The organism is Herbihabitans rhizosphaerae (assembly GCF_004216555.1).
Taxonomy (GTDB): Bacteria; Actinomycetota; Actinomycetes; order Mycobacteriales; family Pseudonocardiaceae; genus Herbihabitans; species Herbihabitans rhizosphaerae.
The window spans coordinates 355,602-370,035 of sequence record NZ_SGWQ01000005.1; the positions used below are offsets into that span (position 1 = coordinate 355,602).

The 14,434-nt window shown below is 66.5% G+C and carries 16 protein-coding genes; 5 read left to right on the forward strand and 11 right to left on the reverse strand.

Going from position 1 to position 14,434, the window contains the following annotated elements; translation table 11 throughout:
• Window position 1 precedes the first annotated feature (1 nt).
• From tgmC to EV193_RS17805, 5 genes are read right to left on the reverse strand one after another with little or no spacing between them, the layout of a single operon-like run.
• Window positions 2-1,153, reverse strand: coding sequence for an ATP-grasp peptide maturase system methyltransferase (gene tgmC, locus EV193_RS17785; RefSeq protein WP_130345243.1), 1,152 nt, complete (start codon window positions 1,151-1,153; stop codon window positions 2-4).
• Window positions 1,150-2,112 (reverse strand): ATP-grasp ribosomal peptide maturase, encoded by a 963-nt coding sequence (tgmB, locus tag EV193_RS17790; protein WP_130345244.1) that lies wholly within the window; start codon window positions 2,110-2,112, stop codon window positions 1,150-1,152. The genes tgmC and tgmB overlap by 4 nt, the downstream gene beginning before the upstream one ends.
• Window positions 2,109-2,465, reverse strand: a complete 357-nt coding sequence (locus tag EV193_RS17795) for a hypothetical protein (protein ID WP_130345245.1) — start codon at window positions 2,463-2,465, stop codon at window positions 2,109-2,111. Before EV193_RS17795 ends, tgmB begins: the two co-directional genes overlap by 4 nt.
• Window positions 2,466-2,478: 13 nt before the next feature.
• A complete protein-coding gene (locus EV193_RS17800) occupies window positions 2,479-2,997 on the reverse strand; it encodes a hypothetical protein (protein WP_130345246.1) in 519 nt (172 codons plus the stop codon).
• A 6-nt stretch (window positions 2,998-3,003) separates the two neighbouring features.
• Entirely contained in the window at window positions 3,004-3,636 is a 633-nt protein-coding gene (locus tag EV193_RS17805; protein ID WP_130345247.1) for a bifunctional DNA primase/polymerase, read from the reverse strand.
• Between the two features lie 161 nt (window positions 3,637-3,797).
• Between EV193_RS17805 and EV193_RS17810 the strand changes: the two genes are divergently transcribed.
• Entirely contained in the window at window positions 3,798-5,081 is a 1,284-nt protein-coding gene (locus tag EV193_RS17810) for a helix-turn-helix domain-containing protein (RefSeq protein WP_130345248.1), read from the forward strand.
• On the opposite strand, the gene EV193_RS17815 is transcribed toward EV193_RS17810, so the two are convergent.
• On the reverse strand, window positions 5,078-5,791 hold the full coding sequence (locus EV193_RS17815; protein ID WP_130345249.1) for a Type 1 glutamine amidotransferase-like domain-containing protein: 714 nt from the start codon (window positions 5,789-5,791) through the stop codon (window positions 5,078-5,080). The genes EV193_RS17810 and EV193_RS17815 overlap by 4 nt on opposite strands.
• 140 nt (window positions 5,792-5,931) lie before the next feature.
• A complete protein-coding gene (locus EV193_RS17820) occupies window positions 5,932-6,558 on the reverse strand; it encodes a winged helix-turn-helix transcriptional regulator (RefSeq protein ID WP_130345392.1) in 627 nt (208 codons plus the stop codon).
• A gap of 67 nt (window positions 6,559-6,625) precedes the next feature.
• Here EV193_RS17820 and EV193_RS17825 point away from each other — a divergent pair, with 67 nt between their 5' ends.
• On the forward strand, window positions 6,626-7,516 hold the full coding sequence (locus EV193_RS17825) for an alpha/beta fold hydrolase (protein WP_130345250.1): 891 nt from the start codon (window positions 6,626-6,628) through the stop codon (window positions 7,514-7,516).
• A 31-nt stretch (window positions 7,517-7,547) separates the two neighbouring features.
• On the opposite strand, the gene EV193_RS17830 is transcribed toward EV193_RS17825, so the two are convergent.
• Entirely contained in the window at window positions 7,548-8,057 is a 510-nt protein-coding gene (locus EV193_RS17830; RefSeq protein ID WP_165401390.1) for a DUF3558 family protein, read from the reverse strand.
• Between the two features lie 152 nt (window positions 8,058-8,209).
• Here EV193_RS17830 and EV193_RS17835 point away from each other — a divergent pair, with 152 nt between their 5' ends.
• The 3 genes from EV193_RS17835 (at window position 8,210) to EV193_RS17845 (ending at window position 10,982) form a co-directional block, all read left to right on the forward strand.
• Window positions 8,210-8,674 (forward strand): SRPBCC family protein, encoded by a 465-nt coding sequence (locus EV193_RS17835; protein ID WP_130345252.1) that lies wholly within the window; start codon window positions 8,210-8,212, stop codon window positions 8,672-8,674.
• Window positions 8,675-8,787: 113 nt separating this feature from the next.
• Window positions 8,788-9,081 (forward strand): GroES family chaperonin, encoded by a 294-nt coding sequence (locus EV193_RS17840; protein ID WP_130345393.1) that lies wholly within the window; start codon window positions 8,788-8,790, stop codon window positions 9,079-9,081.
• Between the two features lie 11 nt (window positions 9,082-9,092).
• On the forward strand, window positions 9,093-10,982 hold the full coding sequence (locus EV193_RS17845) for a VanW family protein (protein WP_130345253.1): 1,890 nt from the start codon (window positions 9,093-9,095) through the stop codon (window positions 10,980-10,982).
• A gap of 61 nt (window positions 10,983-11,043) precedes the next feature.
• On the opposite strand, the gene EV193_RS17850 is transcribed toward EV193_RS17845, so the two are convergent.
• From EV193_RS17850 to EV193_RS17860, 3 genes are all read right to left on the reverse strand, one after another.
• A complete protein-coding gene (locus EV193_RS17850) occupies window positions 11,044-11,355 on the reverse strand; it encodes a GlsB/YeaQ/YmgE family stress response membrane protein (protein WP_130345254.1) in 312 nt (103 codons plus the stop codon).
• Between the two features lie 181 nt (window positions 11,356-11,536).
• Window positions 11,537-13,396: an acyl-CoA dehydrogenase gene (locus EV193_RS17855; protein WP_130345255.1), complete on the reverse strand. Its 1,860-nt coding sequence runs from the start codon at window positions 13,394-13,396 to the stop codon at window positions 11,537-11,539.
• 125 nt (window positions 13,397-13,521) lie between these two features.
• The gene (locus tag EV193_RS17860; protein ID WP_130345256.1) at window positions 13,522-14,310 is read right to left on the reverse strand and encodes a LuxR C-terminal-related transcriptional regulator; all 789 of its coding nucleotides are present in this window, start codon (window positions 14,308-14,310) and stop codon (window positions 13,522-13,524) included.
• Between the last annotated feature and the right edge of the window lie 124 nt (window positions 14,311-14,434).

The window sequence follows — 14,434 nt, forward strand, 5'->3', positions numbered from 1 at the left end:
GTCAGGTGGTCAGGTTCCACGTGTGTTCGCCGTCGGGACTGTCCAGCCACACGCGTTGCGCGGTGGGCGTGACCGTCAGGCCGAACCGATGCCAGGCGGGGGCACCCATCGTGGCCCACTCGTCGTGTGCGTGTTCCACGTCGGCCCAGAGGTCACGCGGCCCGGCGTGGCGTACCAGGTACCGCCCCGACTCGTCGGCCGTCCGGTCCACCGAGCACCACGACCCGTCCCGGTTGGTCAGGCAGGTTGCCGTAGGCGTGCCGTCGTCAACCGTGAGCGTGTGCTGAGTGCCCGGTGGCAGCCGGAACTGAGCCAGGAACCGGAACCCGCCGTCCAGTTCCACCGGGTCCACGGCCGTGGTGCGTTCCTCGCCCTGGGAGCGGTCCACCGCGGGCCAGGCGTTCCCGACGTTGGCCGCGTCGTGCCGAAGGGCCATGAACCGCCCGTACCAGTCGAGGAACTTCCCTTCCGCCACCGGGTCTTCACCTCGGCGCAGGAGAACGAGATTGCCCGCGCTCAACTGGCCTTCCACGTCCACCAGGATGAGACCACCGGGCGCGGTCTGTTCGATCCACGCGCCGGGGATTGCCGCCACTGAACAGGTTGCGATGATCCGGTCATACGGCGCGTGCTCAGGCAGGCCGCCGCTCCCGTCCACGGCACGAAGCACGGGCCGGTAGCCGATCGCCGCGAGCCGATCTGCCGCCGTGTCCACCAGTTCGGGCCGAAGGTCGATCGAGAACACCCGATCCGCCCCGAGCCGGTGAGACAGCAACGCCGCGTTGTACCCGGTGCCGGTGCCGACCTCCAACACCCGGTGTCCGTCGTGCACGTCCAGCGCTTCCAGCATTCGGACCATGAGGTCCGGTTTCGTGCTGGACGACACCGGCACCTGGCGGCCCGACGAGTCGGCCACGACGGCGGTGATCAACGTGGTGTCCGAGTACACGAGGTCCAGCCACGCCTGGCGCGACGCATCATCGTCGGGCGTGATCAGCCGATAACTTGTGCCCTCCTGTTCGTAATACCGGGGAACCAACTCGTGGCGCGGCACCCCGCGCACGGCGGCTCGCCATTCCGCCGTGTGCAGGTCGCCGTCCGCGGTCAGCTTGTCGGCCAGAGCTTCCGCCCTGGCCTGCCACTCGTCGGTCACGTCGGTTCACCCCGTTCGAGAAGGTCTACCAGCGTGTCCGCGAGCGGGACGCCGGTCCGGGATTCCAGCCACCCATATTGCCCACCAGGGTTGGACTCCAACAGGACCCATTCCCCGGACGGTGTGATGACGAAATCGAACGCCGAGTACGTGATGCGGAACTCGGCCATGAACGCACGTAGTCCCTTCTCCACGTCTGGCGGTAGGTCGAGAACGCCGTAGCTCAGGGCGTCGTGGTCGGACCGCCAGTCGGTGTGACTGGCCTCGCTGCCCGCATAGATGCCGACTGCGTGCATCGTGTCGCCGATGACCACCACGCGCGCTTCGTGATCCTTCTCTACCCAATCCTGAATCTGGTGAAGGGTCACGTCTATTCCGCGAAGGTCGGACAAATCCTCGTCGGTGAGCCGCCGAGTGAATCCGATCTTCCGAACGCCTTCCTCCAGAACCCGGCTGGTGCCCAACGCCTTGTTGATGACACCGGTCTTGTTGTCCTTGGCGAACCTACGGACCGCATTGGGGTCATTGGAAATCAAGGTGCGCGACACGGTGAGTCCACACCGGGCCGCAACCGCGAGCTGCAGCGGCTTGTACACCGCATCGGCGGCCCGGTTCGGGTGGTTGACCCAGCACAACGGCAGGGACGAGAGCACACCACCGAAACCCAACTTGGCTTCCCGGTTGGCGTGCTCGCGCTCCGCCCGGCTCATGCCGGCCGGGAACTCGAACGCCGTAGGACTCCGATACCAGGCCGATCGCAACGATTCCAGCGCCACCGACCGGTGCGGAGTCCTCAGTTCCCCGACCCAACGTCCGCCGTCCAACTCGGCGTCCACGGTGAGCTGTCGCGGGAACCAACTCGTGTCGATCCGCAAAACGGGAATGTCGCGCTCATTGAGTTTGAGCACAACCTGATCCGCGCTCCGGTCGAAGTCCTGAGCAAAGATAAGGACGGTCATACCTGCACCGGATGATCCGGGGCGAAGTCGTTGCCCCAATCCTCGGACGGGCCTTCGTCGCCGTCGTTGTCGGTGATGGACGACCACTCCATGTTCGGAGACAGCTTCACCATCGGCGTTTCACTGTCGTCATCGGAAACCGACACCTGCTGATCGTGGCTGTACTCGTACGGCGGGACAATCGGTTCCGGCATCGCGCGCACGTTCCGCAGGCCGAACGGCCGCGTCTCCGGCGCGGACGGCGCATCGGTGTTGTCCACAGTCGCCAGACCTGGCCGGGTGAGCGGGAATTGCGCACTCACCGGAGCCAACGGATCGTCGTAGAACTGCTCAGTGTCCACTGTCGCTGTCATCGGTACGTCCTTTTCAGATGATGTGTTGTATAGGAGGTCGGACGGTCATTTCCTTGCGCTCGGCGCGGGTAACAATCAGTGGGTGCGGGAACCCGTATTGGTCCTCCCGTGGCGGCTCGTACAGGAGTCCGGATGCGTCTCGTGCATCGGGTGTGGCGAGGTTTCTCAACGCGGTCAGTGACTCGACCGATCCGCCGTAGAAATGCCACACGACGAACCGGGGGTGCCAGATATCGGCCTTGTCGTCGTTCGGGATGCGCGCGGCCTCGGCGCGATCCGCGCCGCGCACGTGGGCCACGTCGATGAACGCGCCGTTGATCCTGGACAACACGATCACGTTCGGCCGGTTCGCTCCACCCGGGTAATACGTCGTGAACCCGTGACGCGTGAACCAGAGAAGCAGGTCAACAGTTTCGGGCGGATCAACACTCGGACTCATGATCAGGCTCTTTCGCGCGTATCGGGCGAAAAACGCCAACGCGACCAGTATCTCGACGGCAAGCGCGAGGACGACGGCAATCGTGTCTGTCAATCGCGGTCACGCCGTCCCCGCCGACTCGGCGCGGTGGGTCGCTGCCAGGCGCAGCGCCTTGCCGAGCACGTCCACGTTGACCGGCGACCAGTCCACCGACCACGGCGGTATCCACCAGTAGACGCTGCTGCCCTGAACGTGGGTCGGTGGAGCTGGGATCCAATCGCCCGGCTTCATCTGGTCAACTTGGCTGCCTGGCATCGCGTCCAGCACCCCGGCCGGCGCGGTGCAGAAGTAGGCCCGTCCTGTGTCCGGGCGGAACGCCACCGGGCCGGGTGACGCCTGGAACACGCTGGTCTGTATCGCCTTGTCAGCCAAGGTGTGCTCCACAGACACCGCCACGAACGTGTCCACGCTGGTCCGCAGCAACACCGACGGCAACACCGACGCCGGCCGAAACCACTTCGCGATCACCCGCGAATCACAGGTGGCGTAGTTGCGCGGCTCCAACGGTCGCAGACCATTCGTGATCTTGCTCTGACCCGGTACCACGTACTGACTGCGCCCGTTCCAGGTCGAACCCGGCAGCACCAGCCAGCCGTGCGCGGCGTATTCCTGCGCGGCCCGCTCTACGCCGCTCGCCTTACCGTCCTCGGCCTCCGTCGACTCGTGTTCCGCGACCATCGTTGTCCCCGTCATCGCTCGTGCCCTTCCATGCTCGCCCTTGGAGTAGTCATGAGCAGGTCGCACACCTGGGAGGACGCGACCAGACCACCGGCTCAACCAGTAGGTTCGTGTGCTTCACTGAGTGAAGTCGATCGATCGCGGGTAGTTGTGAAGAACTGTCAAGAGGGTGGACAGTGTCAAGAGATCAGGGTCTCGGCGTAGTTCTCCGCGACATGCGTAAGTCGCGGAGCCTGACCCTCGCTGCTGTCGCGCGCGAAGCGGGCTGTGCTCCGTCCCTAATCTCGTACGTGGAAACCGGACAGCGAGAACTGCACGCGTGGCTTGCCGTCAAACTCGACAGCATCTATGAGACCGGAGGTGTAATCACTTCCCTGGTGCATGAAACCAGCCGCGCATCAACCAACCGTCGTGCGTCAGGGCCGAACAGCACTGAAATGCTGATCGTGGAGCTACCCGGTGGAGGTGGGGCAGTGCCATTGTCCCGCCGTGACCTTCTGGTCGCCCTAGGAGTCGGAATTTCGAGTAGTGTGGGTTATCGGGAGTTCGAATCGAAGTTAGACAAGTTTGGGTTCGACCCTGACATGCTATCGGTATTTGAAAAAGGGTACGCAGGCTTCCAGACCGCAGCACGCGCCCTGCCATCGTCTGAACTGGTAGACGGGCTAACCGGCAACGTTGCGCTCCTTGACGGGATGCGACGACGGGCCGAGCATCGCTATCGAACTCGCATAGCCAAACTGCAAGCACGATACGCGGAGTCCCTTAGCTGGCTAGCCGAAGAGGCTGGTGACCTTACGAGTGCAATGTATTGGATTGATCGTACCAGCCATTGGGCGGAATCGGCCGAATGGAAACCAATGATTGCGTACGGTTTCGTGCGACGCTCCATGATCGCGGTCAGTTTCGCTAACGACGGTCGTCGAGCGGTGGATCACGCCCAGTCGGTGCTTTGCATGAAGCGTGTGCCACCGAGGATTCGCGGCCTTGCTGCGAAGCAGATTTCATTTGGTTACGCACTCGCTGGAGACGAGACGCAAAGCAAGCGCGCGCTTGACGACGCTTTGACATTATTGGCAAAGCCGGTACAAGAAGGCGACGCGGTTCTAGGGCAGCGAAGTGTCGTCAATGACGATCTATTTACGATATTCAAAGCCACCTGTGATATTTACCTTGGGCGTGGTGAATCCGTAATACCTGTTCTGGAGCCGCGGTTGTCGTCTCTGTCGGGAGCATCGGTCCGGACGGCCACAATTACGCGCGCCAAGCTCGCGCGAGCCTATGCAAACGCGGGCCAGCCCGCAGAGGCAGCCCACCTTGCCGGCCGCGCACTCAGCGACATCGACAAGATCGAGTCGCTTTCGGCAAAGAGTGAGCTTCGGCGAGCGCTACCGATACTTCAACACTGGCATGGCCGGGACGATGTCAGGATGGTTATGGAACGGCTCGCGAACAGCTAGCGAAGTCTTTCGATCGGCAATTTGGTTTCTTCAATCAGACCGTCTTTCGTACGGGTGACCTTGTACGCGCCGCTGTTTGCGCGGTCGCTTATGGCGCGGACGAACGTTGACCCTTCGAAATGAAGACCTGCTCCAGCATCGGTTGCGTATCCGCCTGGCAACAGGCCGTCACGCACACTTGAGTGGAAGAGCTCTCGCCTATCGGCATAATGCACGGCATTGGAGAATGGCAAGAGACCAAGGCCATCTGCTAATGGGCGAACTTCTCCGAAAGAATCTGTCGTGCCTCCCTGAAACCAACAGAGGGATCCGGCGGACTCTCCACCGATCACCACGCCGCTCTGCCAGCAGTCACGTAGTACTTGGTCCAGTCCGTGTGCTTTCCAGACCGCCAGGAGATTGGCCACACTTCCGCGGTCAACCCAAATCATATCTTGTGACTGCAAGTGGCCCGCTACATCTGAGATGTTTGGCTTGTCAAAGAGCTCGACATGACTCGCGTCTACCTGACGGCCCAAAAATGCCGAGTAGAATCCTGAAATGCTCGATCTCCTGTCGCCCGTGCCCGTTGACAGAAAGCAGATCCTGGGCAAATCCCGACATCCAGTGAGTTCGATCGCATACCGAAATATGGGCGACGGCTTCCACGGTTCGCGCGCACGGTTGAACCCCATTGACGTGGCCAGGATAGTTGGCCTTTGCGCAGGCATACATCACCTCACTGGACTAATTGACGTTGTATATCCTATTCGGAATCTACTCTGCCGCACACGTTGACGGGATGATCGACATGTGGATAAGTCGCGCCTGTGGATGGGCGGCGTGACACTCACCAGCGGAGGCGGCCCCGTCAGGCGGCGAAGACGGTGCGGACGATGGACTCGTCGCCGTCGATCTCGACCAGTCCGAGGGCGCGGGCGTCGCTGAGGGTGAGGGCGCCGGCGGCGAGGCCGAGGACGTAGGCGGGGTCGGCGCGGACGGTGGCGTCGAGGTCGCGGCCGTCATGCGGGCCGACCTCGAAGCCGGAGCGCGTCGCGCGCAGTTGGAAGAGCGGGTCGCCGATCTCGAGGCCGACCGTCGCCGAGGTGCGGACCTTGACCCGGGTGTCGAGCAGGGCGGGGACGGCGAGGGTGAGCCACTCGGGGCGGAAGGAGTCGCCGTCGGGGCCGCGCACCATCAGCGGGGTGGACCAGCGGATCAGGCTCTCGATCGGCTGGCGCAGCTCGGCACCCCACGGCGTGAGGGCGTACTCGACCACGCTGCCCTTGCCGGCCAGTCGCCGCTCGACCACGCCCGAGGCCTCGAGGTCGCGGAGCCGGTCGGCGAGCAGGTTGGTCGCGATGCCGGGGAGGCCGTCGATCAGGTCCCGGTAGCGGGCGGGGGCGATGAGGAGCTGGCGGACGATGAGCATGTTCCACCGGTCGCCGACGATTTCGAGGGACCGGGCGAGCCCGCAGTACTGGCCGTAGCTACGCATCATACTTGATTGTCTCAAGTGCACGTGACAAACTCAAGCTTGGGAGATCGAGCCGAGAGGGGCCGCCATGGCCGAGACCACCGAGAGCGTGCGGCCCGCCTGGGTCGACGACGACCTGTTCCCGTTCGTGAGCCGCTTCGTCGACATCGACGGGCACACCGTGCACTACGTCGACGAGGGGTCGGGCCCCACACTGCTGCTCCTGCACGGCAACCCGACCTGGTCCTTCCTCTGGCGCGACGTGATCCGCGCGCTGCGCGACGACTTCCGGTGCATCGCCCTGGACTACCCGGGCTTCGGGCTGTCGACGCCGAAGCCCGGCTACCGTTACCTGCCTGAGGAGCACGCGGACGTGGTCACCGGGTTTGTCGACGCGCTCGGTCTCAAGGGGGCCACTCTGGTCGGGCAGGACTGGGGCGGCCCGATCGGTCTGACCGCCGCACGCCGTCGACCAGGCGTCTTCGATCGGCTGGTACTCGCCAACGCCTGGGCCTGGCCGGTCAACGGCGACCTCTACTTCGAGGCCTTCTCTCGCCTCGGCGGCGGACCCCCGATCCGCTTCCTGGCCCGGCGGCTCAACCTCCTCATCAACGCGTTCATCCCCATGGGCCACCGAAGGCGGAAGCCGACCGCGGCGGAGATGACCCACTACCGCCGGGCGCAGGACACCCCCTCGCGGCGCCAGGCCTCCGCCATACTGCCCAGCCGGATCATCGCCAGCCGGGCCTTCTTCACCGAGGTCGAGGCCGGTCTTGCCGACCTCGCCCACCTGCCAACCCTGATCGTGTGGGGTGACGCCCAAATCGGCTTCCGTGCACAGGAGCGCGAACGCCAGGAAGCGATCTTCACCAACCACAAGACCGTGATCCTCGAGGGCGCCGGCCTCTACGTGCAGTCCGACGCGCCCGAGGAGTTCATCGCCGCGATCCGCGACTGGGCGGCTGAGAGGGACCTGTAGACCACTCTCACCATTGGACGGTTGGAACCGATCACCAGCGGAGCCTGCCGAGGACGGTGGTCACCGACGTGGTCACCTCGGCGCACACGTCGCCGTCGTCGTCCACGGCGGATCGGCTGCCGGGTGCCACGTCCATCAGTACCGACACGCCTCCGGTGTCCACCTCCAGCCGGCAGGTGTGCCGCCCGTCCGGCGACAGGTACGCCGGGTTGCCGCCGACCGCGAGCTTGCGCGACTCGACCCGCTCGCTGTCCGCCGCCGGTGGGCGCAGGCTCAGCTCGACGAAGAACGCGCGATCCGGCCGCCGCCACACGCATCTCGGCTGCGCGCTGAAATCCTCCCGCCGCGCCTGCGGCTCGGCCAGCCGGTCCGATTCGACCAGGTACGGCGCGACCTCGTCGGCGGTGAGCAGCGCGCACGGGTCGATCGACAGGTAGTTCCTCGGCGACGACTGCTGCTCGTCGCCCTGGCCGCACGCGGCGAGCCCGAGCGCCACGCAGGCGGCCGCGAACCCCTTGCGTGGCAAGGATGTGCTCGGCAACGGCCACCTCCGGCCAGAGGACACCGGCCCCCGCCCGGCCTACTGTGCGCTGACCCTAGTCACGCGCGACGGTCGAACGATCCGCCGAACGGAGCAGGTCTGCCGGCAAAGGTGCACCAAGTCCGCCCTCACGGTGGGGCATACTCACGATCGTGAGCACACCGACAGCGCGGGGCGAGATCGACATCGACGCACCGGCCGAGGACGTGTACCGCGTGGTCAGCGATCTTCCGGCGATGGCGGTCGCCGCCGAGGAGTTCGTCGGCGGTTCATGGCTGCGCGGCGCGGAAGAAGCCGCCCCCGGCGCCCGGTTCCGAGGCCGCAACCGCCGGGGCTGGCGCCGCTGGTCGACGTTGGCCACGGTGACCGACGCCGAGCCGGGGCGCCGGTTCGCCTTCGAGGTGACCTCGCTCGGCCTGCCAGTCGCACGGTGGCAGTACGACCTCGAACCGCGTGGTGACGGCTGCCGGCTCACCGAAAGTACTTGGGACAAAAGGAAAAGCTGGTTCAGCCGGCTCACCGTGGTGGCGACCGGCGTGTCCGACCGGGCGTCGGTGAACACCGAGAACATCGCACGCACGCTGTCCCGCGTGAAGGTGGCCGTCGAGACCAGGTGAGCGTCCACAACCACCGAGCGTGAGCGCGAACGCACCGCGAGGGCGGCGCGCGCCGGGGGCCACGACGCGGCCGATACCATTTGGCAGTGCCGGAGCTCAAACTCGAGATTCAGATGCTGCACGACCGCCTGTTGGTGCAGTTGACCCAAGAAGAGGGTGAACGGCGCAGCGGCGGCGGGATCGTCATCCCCGCCACCGCGCAGATGGCGCGGCGGCTCGTCTGGGGCGATGTTCTGGGTGCCGGCACGCACGTGCGCAACGTGAAGGTCGGGGAACGGGTGTTGTTCAACCCGGAGGATCCGCTGGAGGTCGAAGTGCAGGGGCGGACGTACCTGGTGATGCGCGAACGGGACGTGCACGCCACGGCGAGCGAACGCTCCGAGCACGGGACCGGCCTGTACCTATGAGGGAGTGAGCTGTGCCGGATGAGCCGCGGTGGCCGGAGTCGCACTCCGAGCAGACCGACGTCTTCCCCGCGATCCGGAGTGACCAACCCGGTCCCCTGCCCCAACCACCACCGTCACCGGTGGCGCCCATGTCGGCTGAGCAGACCACCGCTTTCCTTGCCGCACAGTCGGAATCCGAGGACGCGAAGCCCAAGCCGAGCGGAGGCGGTCGCCGCCGCGCACTGATCATTGGCGGTGCCGTGGTCGGCGTGCTGGCCGTGCTGTACGCGGTCGACCTCCTGCTCAGCCAGGGCGACGTGCCGCGCGGCGTGACGGTGGCCGGCGTGGACGTCGGAGGCATGTCGCGCGAGGACGCCGAGCAGAAGCTGCGCACCGAGATCGAGCCGCGGCTGAGCAAACCGTTGCAGGTCAAGGCGGGTGACGTCAGCGAGACCGTGCAGCCGGCCGCCGCCGGGCTCACCCTGGACTGGCGCGCCACCCTGGACAAGGCCGGCGACCAGTCGTGGAACCCGATCACCCGGCTCACCTCGCTGTTCACCACCGAAGAGGTGAGCGTCGCGACCAGCACCGACCAGCGCGCGCTCCAGTCCACTGTGGACGGTCTGCGGGCGAAGGTGGACCGCGCGCCGGTCGAGGGCACGGTCACCTTCCAGGGCGCGAAACCCGTTGCGGTGCAACCGAAAACCGGTCAGACGCTGGACACCGGCCCGGCCGCGCAGCTGCTGCTCGACGGGTGGGCCTCCGGCAAGCCGATCGATCTGCCGGTGCAGGCCACGCCGGTGAAGACGACTGCCGAGGGCGTGAACGCCGCGCTCGAACAGATCGCGAAGCCGGCCGTCTCCGGGCCGGTGATCGTGCGCGGTGAGGGCAAGGACGCGCGGCTCGAGCCGGCGGTGATCGCCTCCGCGTTGAAGTTCGCGCCGGCTGAGGGCGGCGGGCTCACCCCGTCGCTGGACAACGCCAAGATCGTTGGCGCGCTGGCTCCCCAGCTCGCGCCGACCGAGAAGCCGGGCCGGGACGCCGCGGTGATCTTCACCGCCGGCCGGCCGGGCGTGCAGCCCTCCGAGGACGGCCGCACGGTCAACTGGGATCCGAGCCTCGTGCCGCTGCCCGAGCTGCTCAAGAAGACCGACGGGCGCGAGCTGCGCGCGCAGTACGCGATGAAACCGCCGAAGGTCACCACCGACCAGGCCAACCAGCTCGGCATCAACGAGGTGATCGGCGAGTTCACCACCGGCGGGTTCGCCGCCGACTCCGGGGTGAACATCCGCACGGTCGCCGCGCGGGTCAACGGCGCGATCGTCAAACCGGGGGAAACGTTCTCCCTCAACGGTTTCACCGGTCCGCGCGGCACCGGGCAGGGCTACGTCGAGGCCGGCGTGATCTCCGACGGCGCGCCCGGCCGCGAGGTCGGCGGCGGCATCTCGCAGTTCGCCACCACGCTGTACAACGCGTCGTACTTCGCGGCCATGAAGGACGCGGGGCACAAGGAGCACAGCTACTACATCAGCCGCTACCCCGCCGCGCGCGAGGCGACCGTGTTCCAGAGCCACAGCGGCGCCAGCCTGATCGACATCAAGTTCACCAACGACTCGCCGACCGGGGTGGCGATCCAGACCGTGTGGACGCCGTCGTCGATCACCGTGAAGTTGTGGGGCACCAAGCGGTACACCGTCGAATCGGTCCCCGGTCCGCGGACCAATCCGACCGACCCGCAGCCCAAGCAGGGCCCGCCGCCGCCGGAGAAGTGCAGCCCCAGCAACGGATCCCCCGGTTTCACCACCAGCGACACGCGGGTGCTCAAGGACGTGGCGAGCGGTGCCGAGGTGCGCAGGGAGACCCGCCACGTGCGCTACAACCCGCAGCCGAAGATCATCTGCGGACCGCCGCCACCGGGCTGACACACGACACGAGAAGGCCGCCGCGTCGGGTGACGTGGCGGCCGTTCGGTATCCCAATCGATCAGGTGCGGGCGGCTGTTCCGCCCTTGGACTTCGACCAGAGGGCTACGGCGAGCGCGACCACGCCGATTGCCCCGACCACCTGCAGACCGTGCCGGATCCAGTCGAAGCCGGCGGTCTCCCTGACGCCGAACAGCGCCGCCAGTACATTGCCGACGAGAGCACCGAGGATGCCGGCCACGATGGTCAGCCACCACGGGATGTTCTGCTTGCCGGGCATCAGAAGCTTGGCGAGGAAGCCAAGCACAATTCCGGCGATGAGCAGTCCGAGGATGCTGTAACCACTGAACGCTTCCTTGAACGCCTGTCCCATGTTCTCTCCTTAGGAGGGTTCCAGGGTTGCGGTACTTCATTGATCAGGGTCGCACCACTCGGGTGACTCCGCTTGACGAGCGTTACCCGGTCGTGGTCGGCACAGCACGACGGCGGCCCACCCGAAGGTGGACCGCCGTCTTCCGCGCCGCGGGATGGCTCGGAGGTTACGTGTGGTCAGATCAGAACGCGGCCTCGTCGAGGTCCATGAGCACGTTGTCGGCGGACTCGACGATCTTGCGCTCGGCGGACAGGGTCGGCAGCACCGTCGCGGCGAAGAACGACGCCGCGGCGATCTTGCCCTCGTAGAACGGCTTGTCGCGGTCGGTGACGCCCGCGTCCAGCTTGGTGATCGAGATCTCGGCGGCATGCAGCAGGCGCCAGCCGATGACCAGGTCACCGGCCGCGAGCAGCAGCCGCACCGCGTGCTGGCCGACCTTGTAGATGTTGCGCGGGTCCTCCTGCGAGGTGGTCAGGTGACCGATGAGCGCGCCGAGCATGCCCTGCACGTCCTCGAGCGCCTGCTTGAGGGCCGCGCGCTCCTCCTTCAGCCGGCCGTTGCCCGTCTCCGCGTCGACGACCTTGCCGATCTCGCCGGCCACGTAGGTCAGCGCCTGGCCCTTGTCGCGGACGATCTTGCGGAAGAAGAAGTCCAGCGACTGGATCGCCGTGGTGCCCTCGTACAGGGTGTCGATCTTGGCGTCCCGGATGTACTGCTCGATCGGGTAGTCCTGCAGGAAGCCGGACCCGCCGAGGGTCTGCAGCGACTCCGACAGCAGCGCGTACCCGCGCTCGGAGCCCACACCCTTGACGATCGGCAGCAGCAGGTCGTTGACCTTCTCGGCCAACTCCTGGTCGATGCCCGCCTCGCCGCCGGCGCGCGCTACCGCGATCTCGTCCTGGATCGACGCGGTGTACAGGTACACCGAGCGCAGGCCCTCGACGTAGGCCTTCTGCAGCATGAGGCTGCGGCGCACGTCCGGGTGGTGCGTGATCGTGACACGCGGCGCGGTCTTGTCGACCATCCGCGGCAGGTCCGCGCCCTGCACGCGCTCCTTGGCGTACTCCAGCGCGTTCAGGTAGCCGGTGGACAGCGTCGAGATCGCCTTCGTGCCGACCATCATGCGCGCGTGCTCGATCACGTCGAACATCTGCGCGATGCCGTCGATCTTCTCGCCGAGCAGCCAGCCCTTGGCGGGGACGCCGTGCTGGCCGAAGGTCAGCTCGCAGGTGGTGGAGGCCTTGATGCCCATCTTGTGCTCGACGTTGGTGACGAAGACGCCGTTGCGCTCGCCGGTCAGCTCGCCGGTCTCCGGGTCGAAGTGGTGCGCCGGCACGAGGAACAGGCCAAGGCCCTTGGTGCCGGGCTTCGGCTCGATGCCGGGGCCCTCGGGACGGGCGAGCACCAGGTGCAGGACGTTCTCGGTCATGTCGTCCTGGGCGGCGCCGGTGATGAACCGCTTCACGCCGTCCAGGTGCCAGGAGCCGTCCTCCTGCTTGACCGCCTTGGCGCGGCCGGCGCCCACGTCGGAGCCGGCGTCCGGCTCGGTGAGCACCATCGTCGCGCCCCAGTTGCGCTCGATCGAGTTCTCGGCCCAGCGCCGCTGCTCCTCGGTGCCGTTCTCGTGCACGATCTGCGAGAACGTCTTGCCGGCCATGTAGAAGAACACGGCCGGGTTGGCGCCCAGGATCAGCTCGGCGGCGGCCCATGCGACGGTCGGCGGGACGCCGAAGCCGCCGAGGTCGGTGCTGAGGCTCATCCGGTCCCAGCCACCCTCGACGATGGCGCCGAGGGCCTTCTTGATCGACTCCGGAATGGTGACTTCGTGCTTGTCGGGGTCGAACACGGGCGGGTTGCGGTCCCCGTCGACGAACGAATCGGCCACCACTCCGGTGGCGAGCGAGTTCAGCTCGCTCAGGACCGTGCGTGCCGTGTCCTGGTCGGCCTCGGCAAACGGCCCGCTGCCCAGGCGCTTCTGGATCTCGAGCACCTCGAAGAGGTTGAATTCCAGGTCTCGGACGTTGCTCTTGTAGTGGCCCATCTCGTTGCTCCGTTGGTCCTGTGGGATCGGGCTACTCGCCGGTAACTACAGGATATTACTTGCCGGTAACCAGCGGCAAGGAAAGTTCCCCCGGATGTGTTCTATCCCAACCCCTACAACTTTCGTCAGCCGCGGTTGCCAGCCCTGACGTGCGCGACGACGCGGTGTGGGGACTGCTCGGCGTGACTCATATCACGTGGGGCGACGAGCACGCCACTGCGAAAGGCGACGGCGACGGCGTGCGTGCGGTCTCGTGCGGCGAGCTTGCGCAGAATGCTCTTCACGTGGGTGCGCACGGTCTCCACCGAGACGTAGAGGATCTTCGCGATCGCCTGGTTCTCCAGGCCGTCGGCGATCAGGTGCAGTACCTGGTACTCGCGCTGCGACAGCGGGCGCAGGCCGTCGCCGTTGGTGTTGTTGTGCGGCGTGCGCGCCCCAGGGGCGGTCACCATCGACGTGAGGGCGGGGTCGATGTGTCGCCGGCGGTCGTACACCGCGCGGATCGCGTCCACGATCTGGGGCGGCTCGGAGGAGCGCAGCAGCACGCCGGCCACGCCGGCCGCGATGCCGTTCGCCACGTACTGGGTGTTCCGGTGGGAGTCGCGAACCAGGAGGATCACGGCCAGGTCGGTATCCGAGCCGACGAGCATGCGGCTGAGCTGGTTGCGCGGATCAAGGCCGGAGTCGACCAGCACCACGTTCGGCCGGAGGCGTTCGCACATCTGCATGGCGACGCTCGGGCTGTCCGCGGCGCCGATCCAGCGGAGCCCGGCGGTGCGCATGACCAGCGCGGACAGGCCCTCGCGGAACAGCGGCACACCGTCGATCAGCGCGACGCCGATGCCGCCGTTGGGAGCCGCCGACCGGCGTGGTCGAGCCGTTTGGTCGGGACGTTGGTCCGCACCCCGTGCCATCCGTCCTCCAGAGACTTGTCGCCCACCCGCCTGAGAGACGCGGCCGCACCCGCCGCGTGACGTGCCTCCTCGCCGTTTTCTGGAGAAACTTGTCGCCGCAACCATCCCATAATCCGCTGCTCAG

Coding starts and splice junctions, on each gene's coding strand:
- tgmB (WP_130345244.1), bottom strand. CDS start 2,112: ATGACCGTCCTTATCTTTGCTCAGGACTTCGACCGGAGCGCGGATCAG.
- EV193_RS17795 (WP_130345245.1), bottom strand. CDS start 2,465: ATGACAGCGACAGTGGACACTGAGCAGTTCTACGACGATCCGTTGGCT.
- EV193_RS17805 (WP_130345247.1), bottom strand. CDS start 3,636: ATGACGGGGACAACGATGGTCGCGGAACACGAGTCGACGGAGGCCGAG.
- EV193_RS17815 (WP_130345249.1), bottom strand. CDS start 5,791: ATGCCTGCGCAAAGGCCAACTATCCTGGCCACGTCAATGGGGTTCAAC.
- EV193_RS17820 (WP_130345392.1), bottom strand. CDS start 6,558: ATGCGTAGCTACGGCCAGTACTGCGGGCTCGCCCGGTCCCTCGAAATC.
- EV193_RS17825 (WP_130345250.1), top strand. CDS start 6,626: ATGGCCGAGACCACCGAGAGCGTGCGGCCCGCCTGGGTCGACGACGAC.
- EV193_RS17840 (WP_130345393.1), top strand. CDS start 8,788: ATGCTGCACGACCGCCTGTTGGTGCAGTTGACCCAAGAAGAGGGTGAA.
- EV193_RS17850 (WP_130345254.1), bottom strand. CDS start 11,355: ATGGGACAGGCGTTCAAGGAAGCGTTCAGTGGTTACAGCATCCTCGGA.
- EV193_RS17855 (WP_130345255.1), bottom strand. CDS start 13,396: ATGGGCCACTACAAGAGCAACGTCCGAGACCTGGAATTCAACCTCTTC.
- EV193_RS17860 (WP_130345256.1), bottom strand. CDS start 14,310: ATGGCACGGGGTGCGGACCAACGTCCCGACCAAACGGCTCGACCACGC.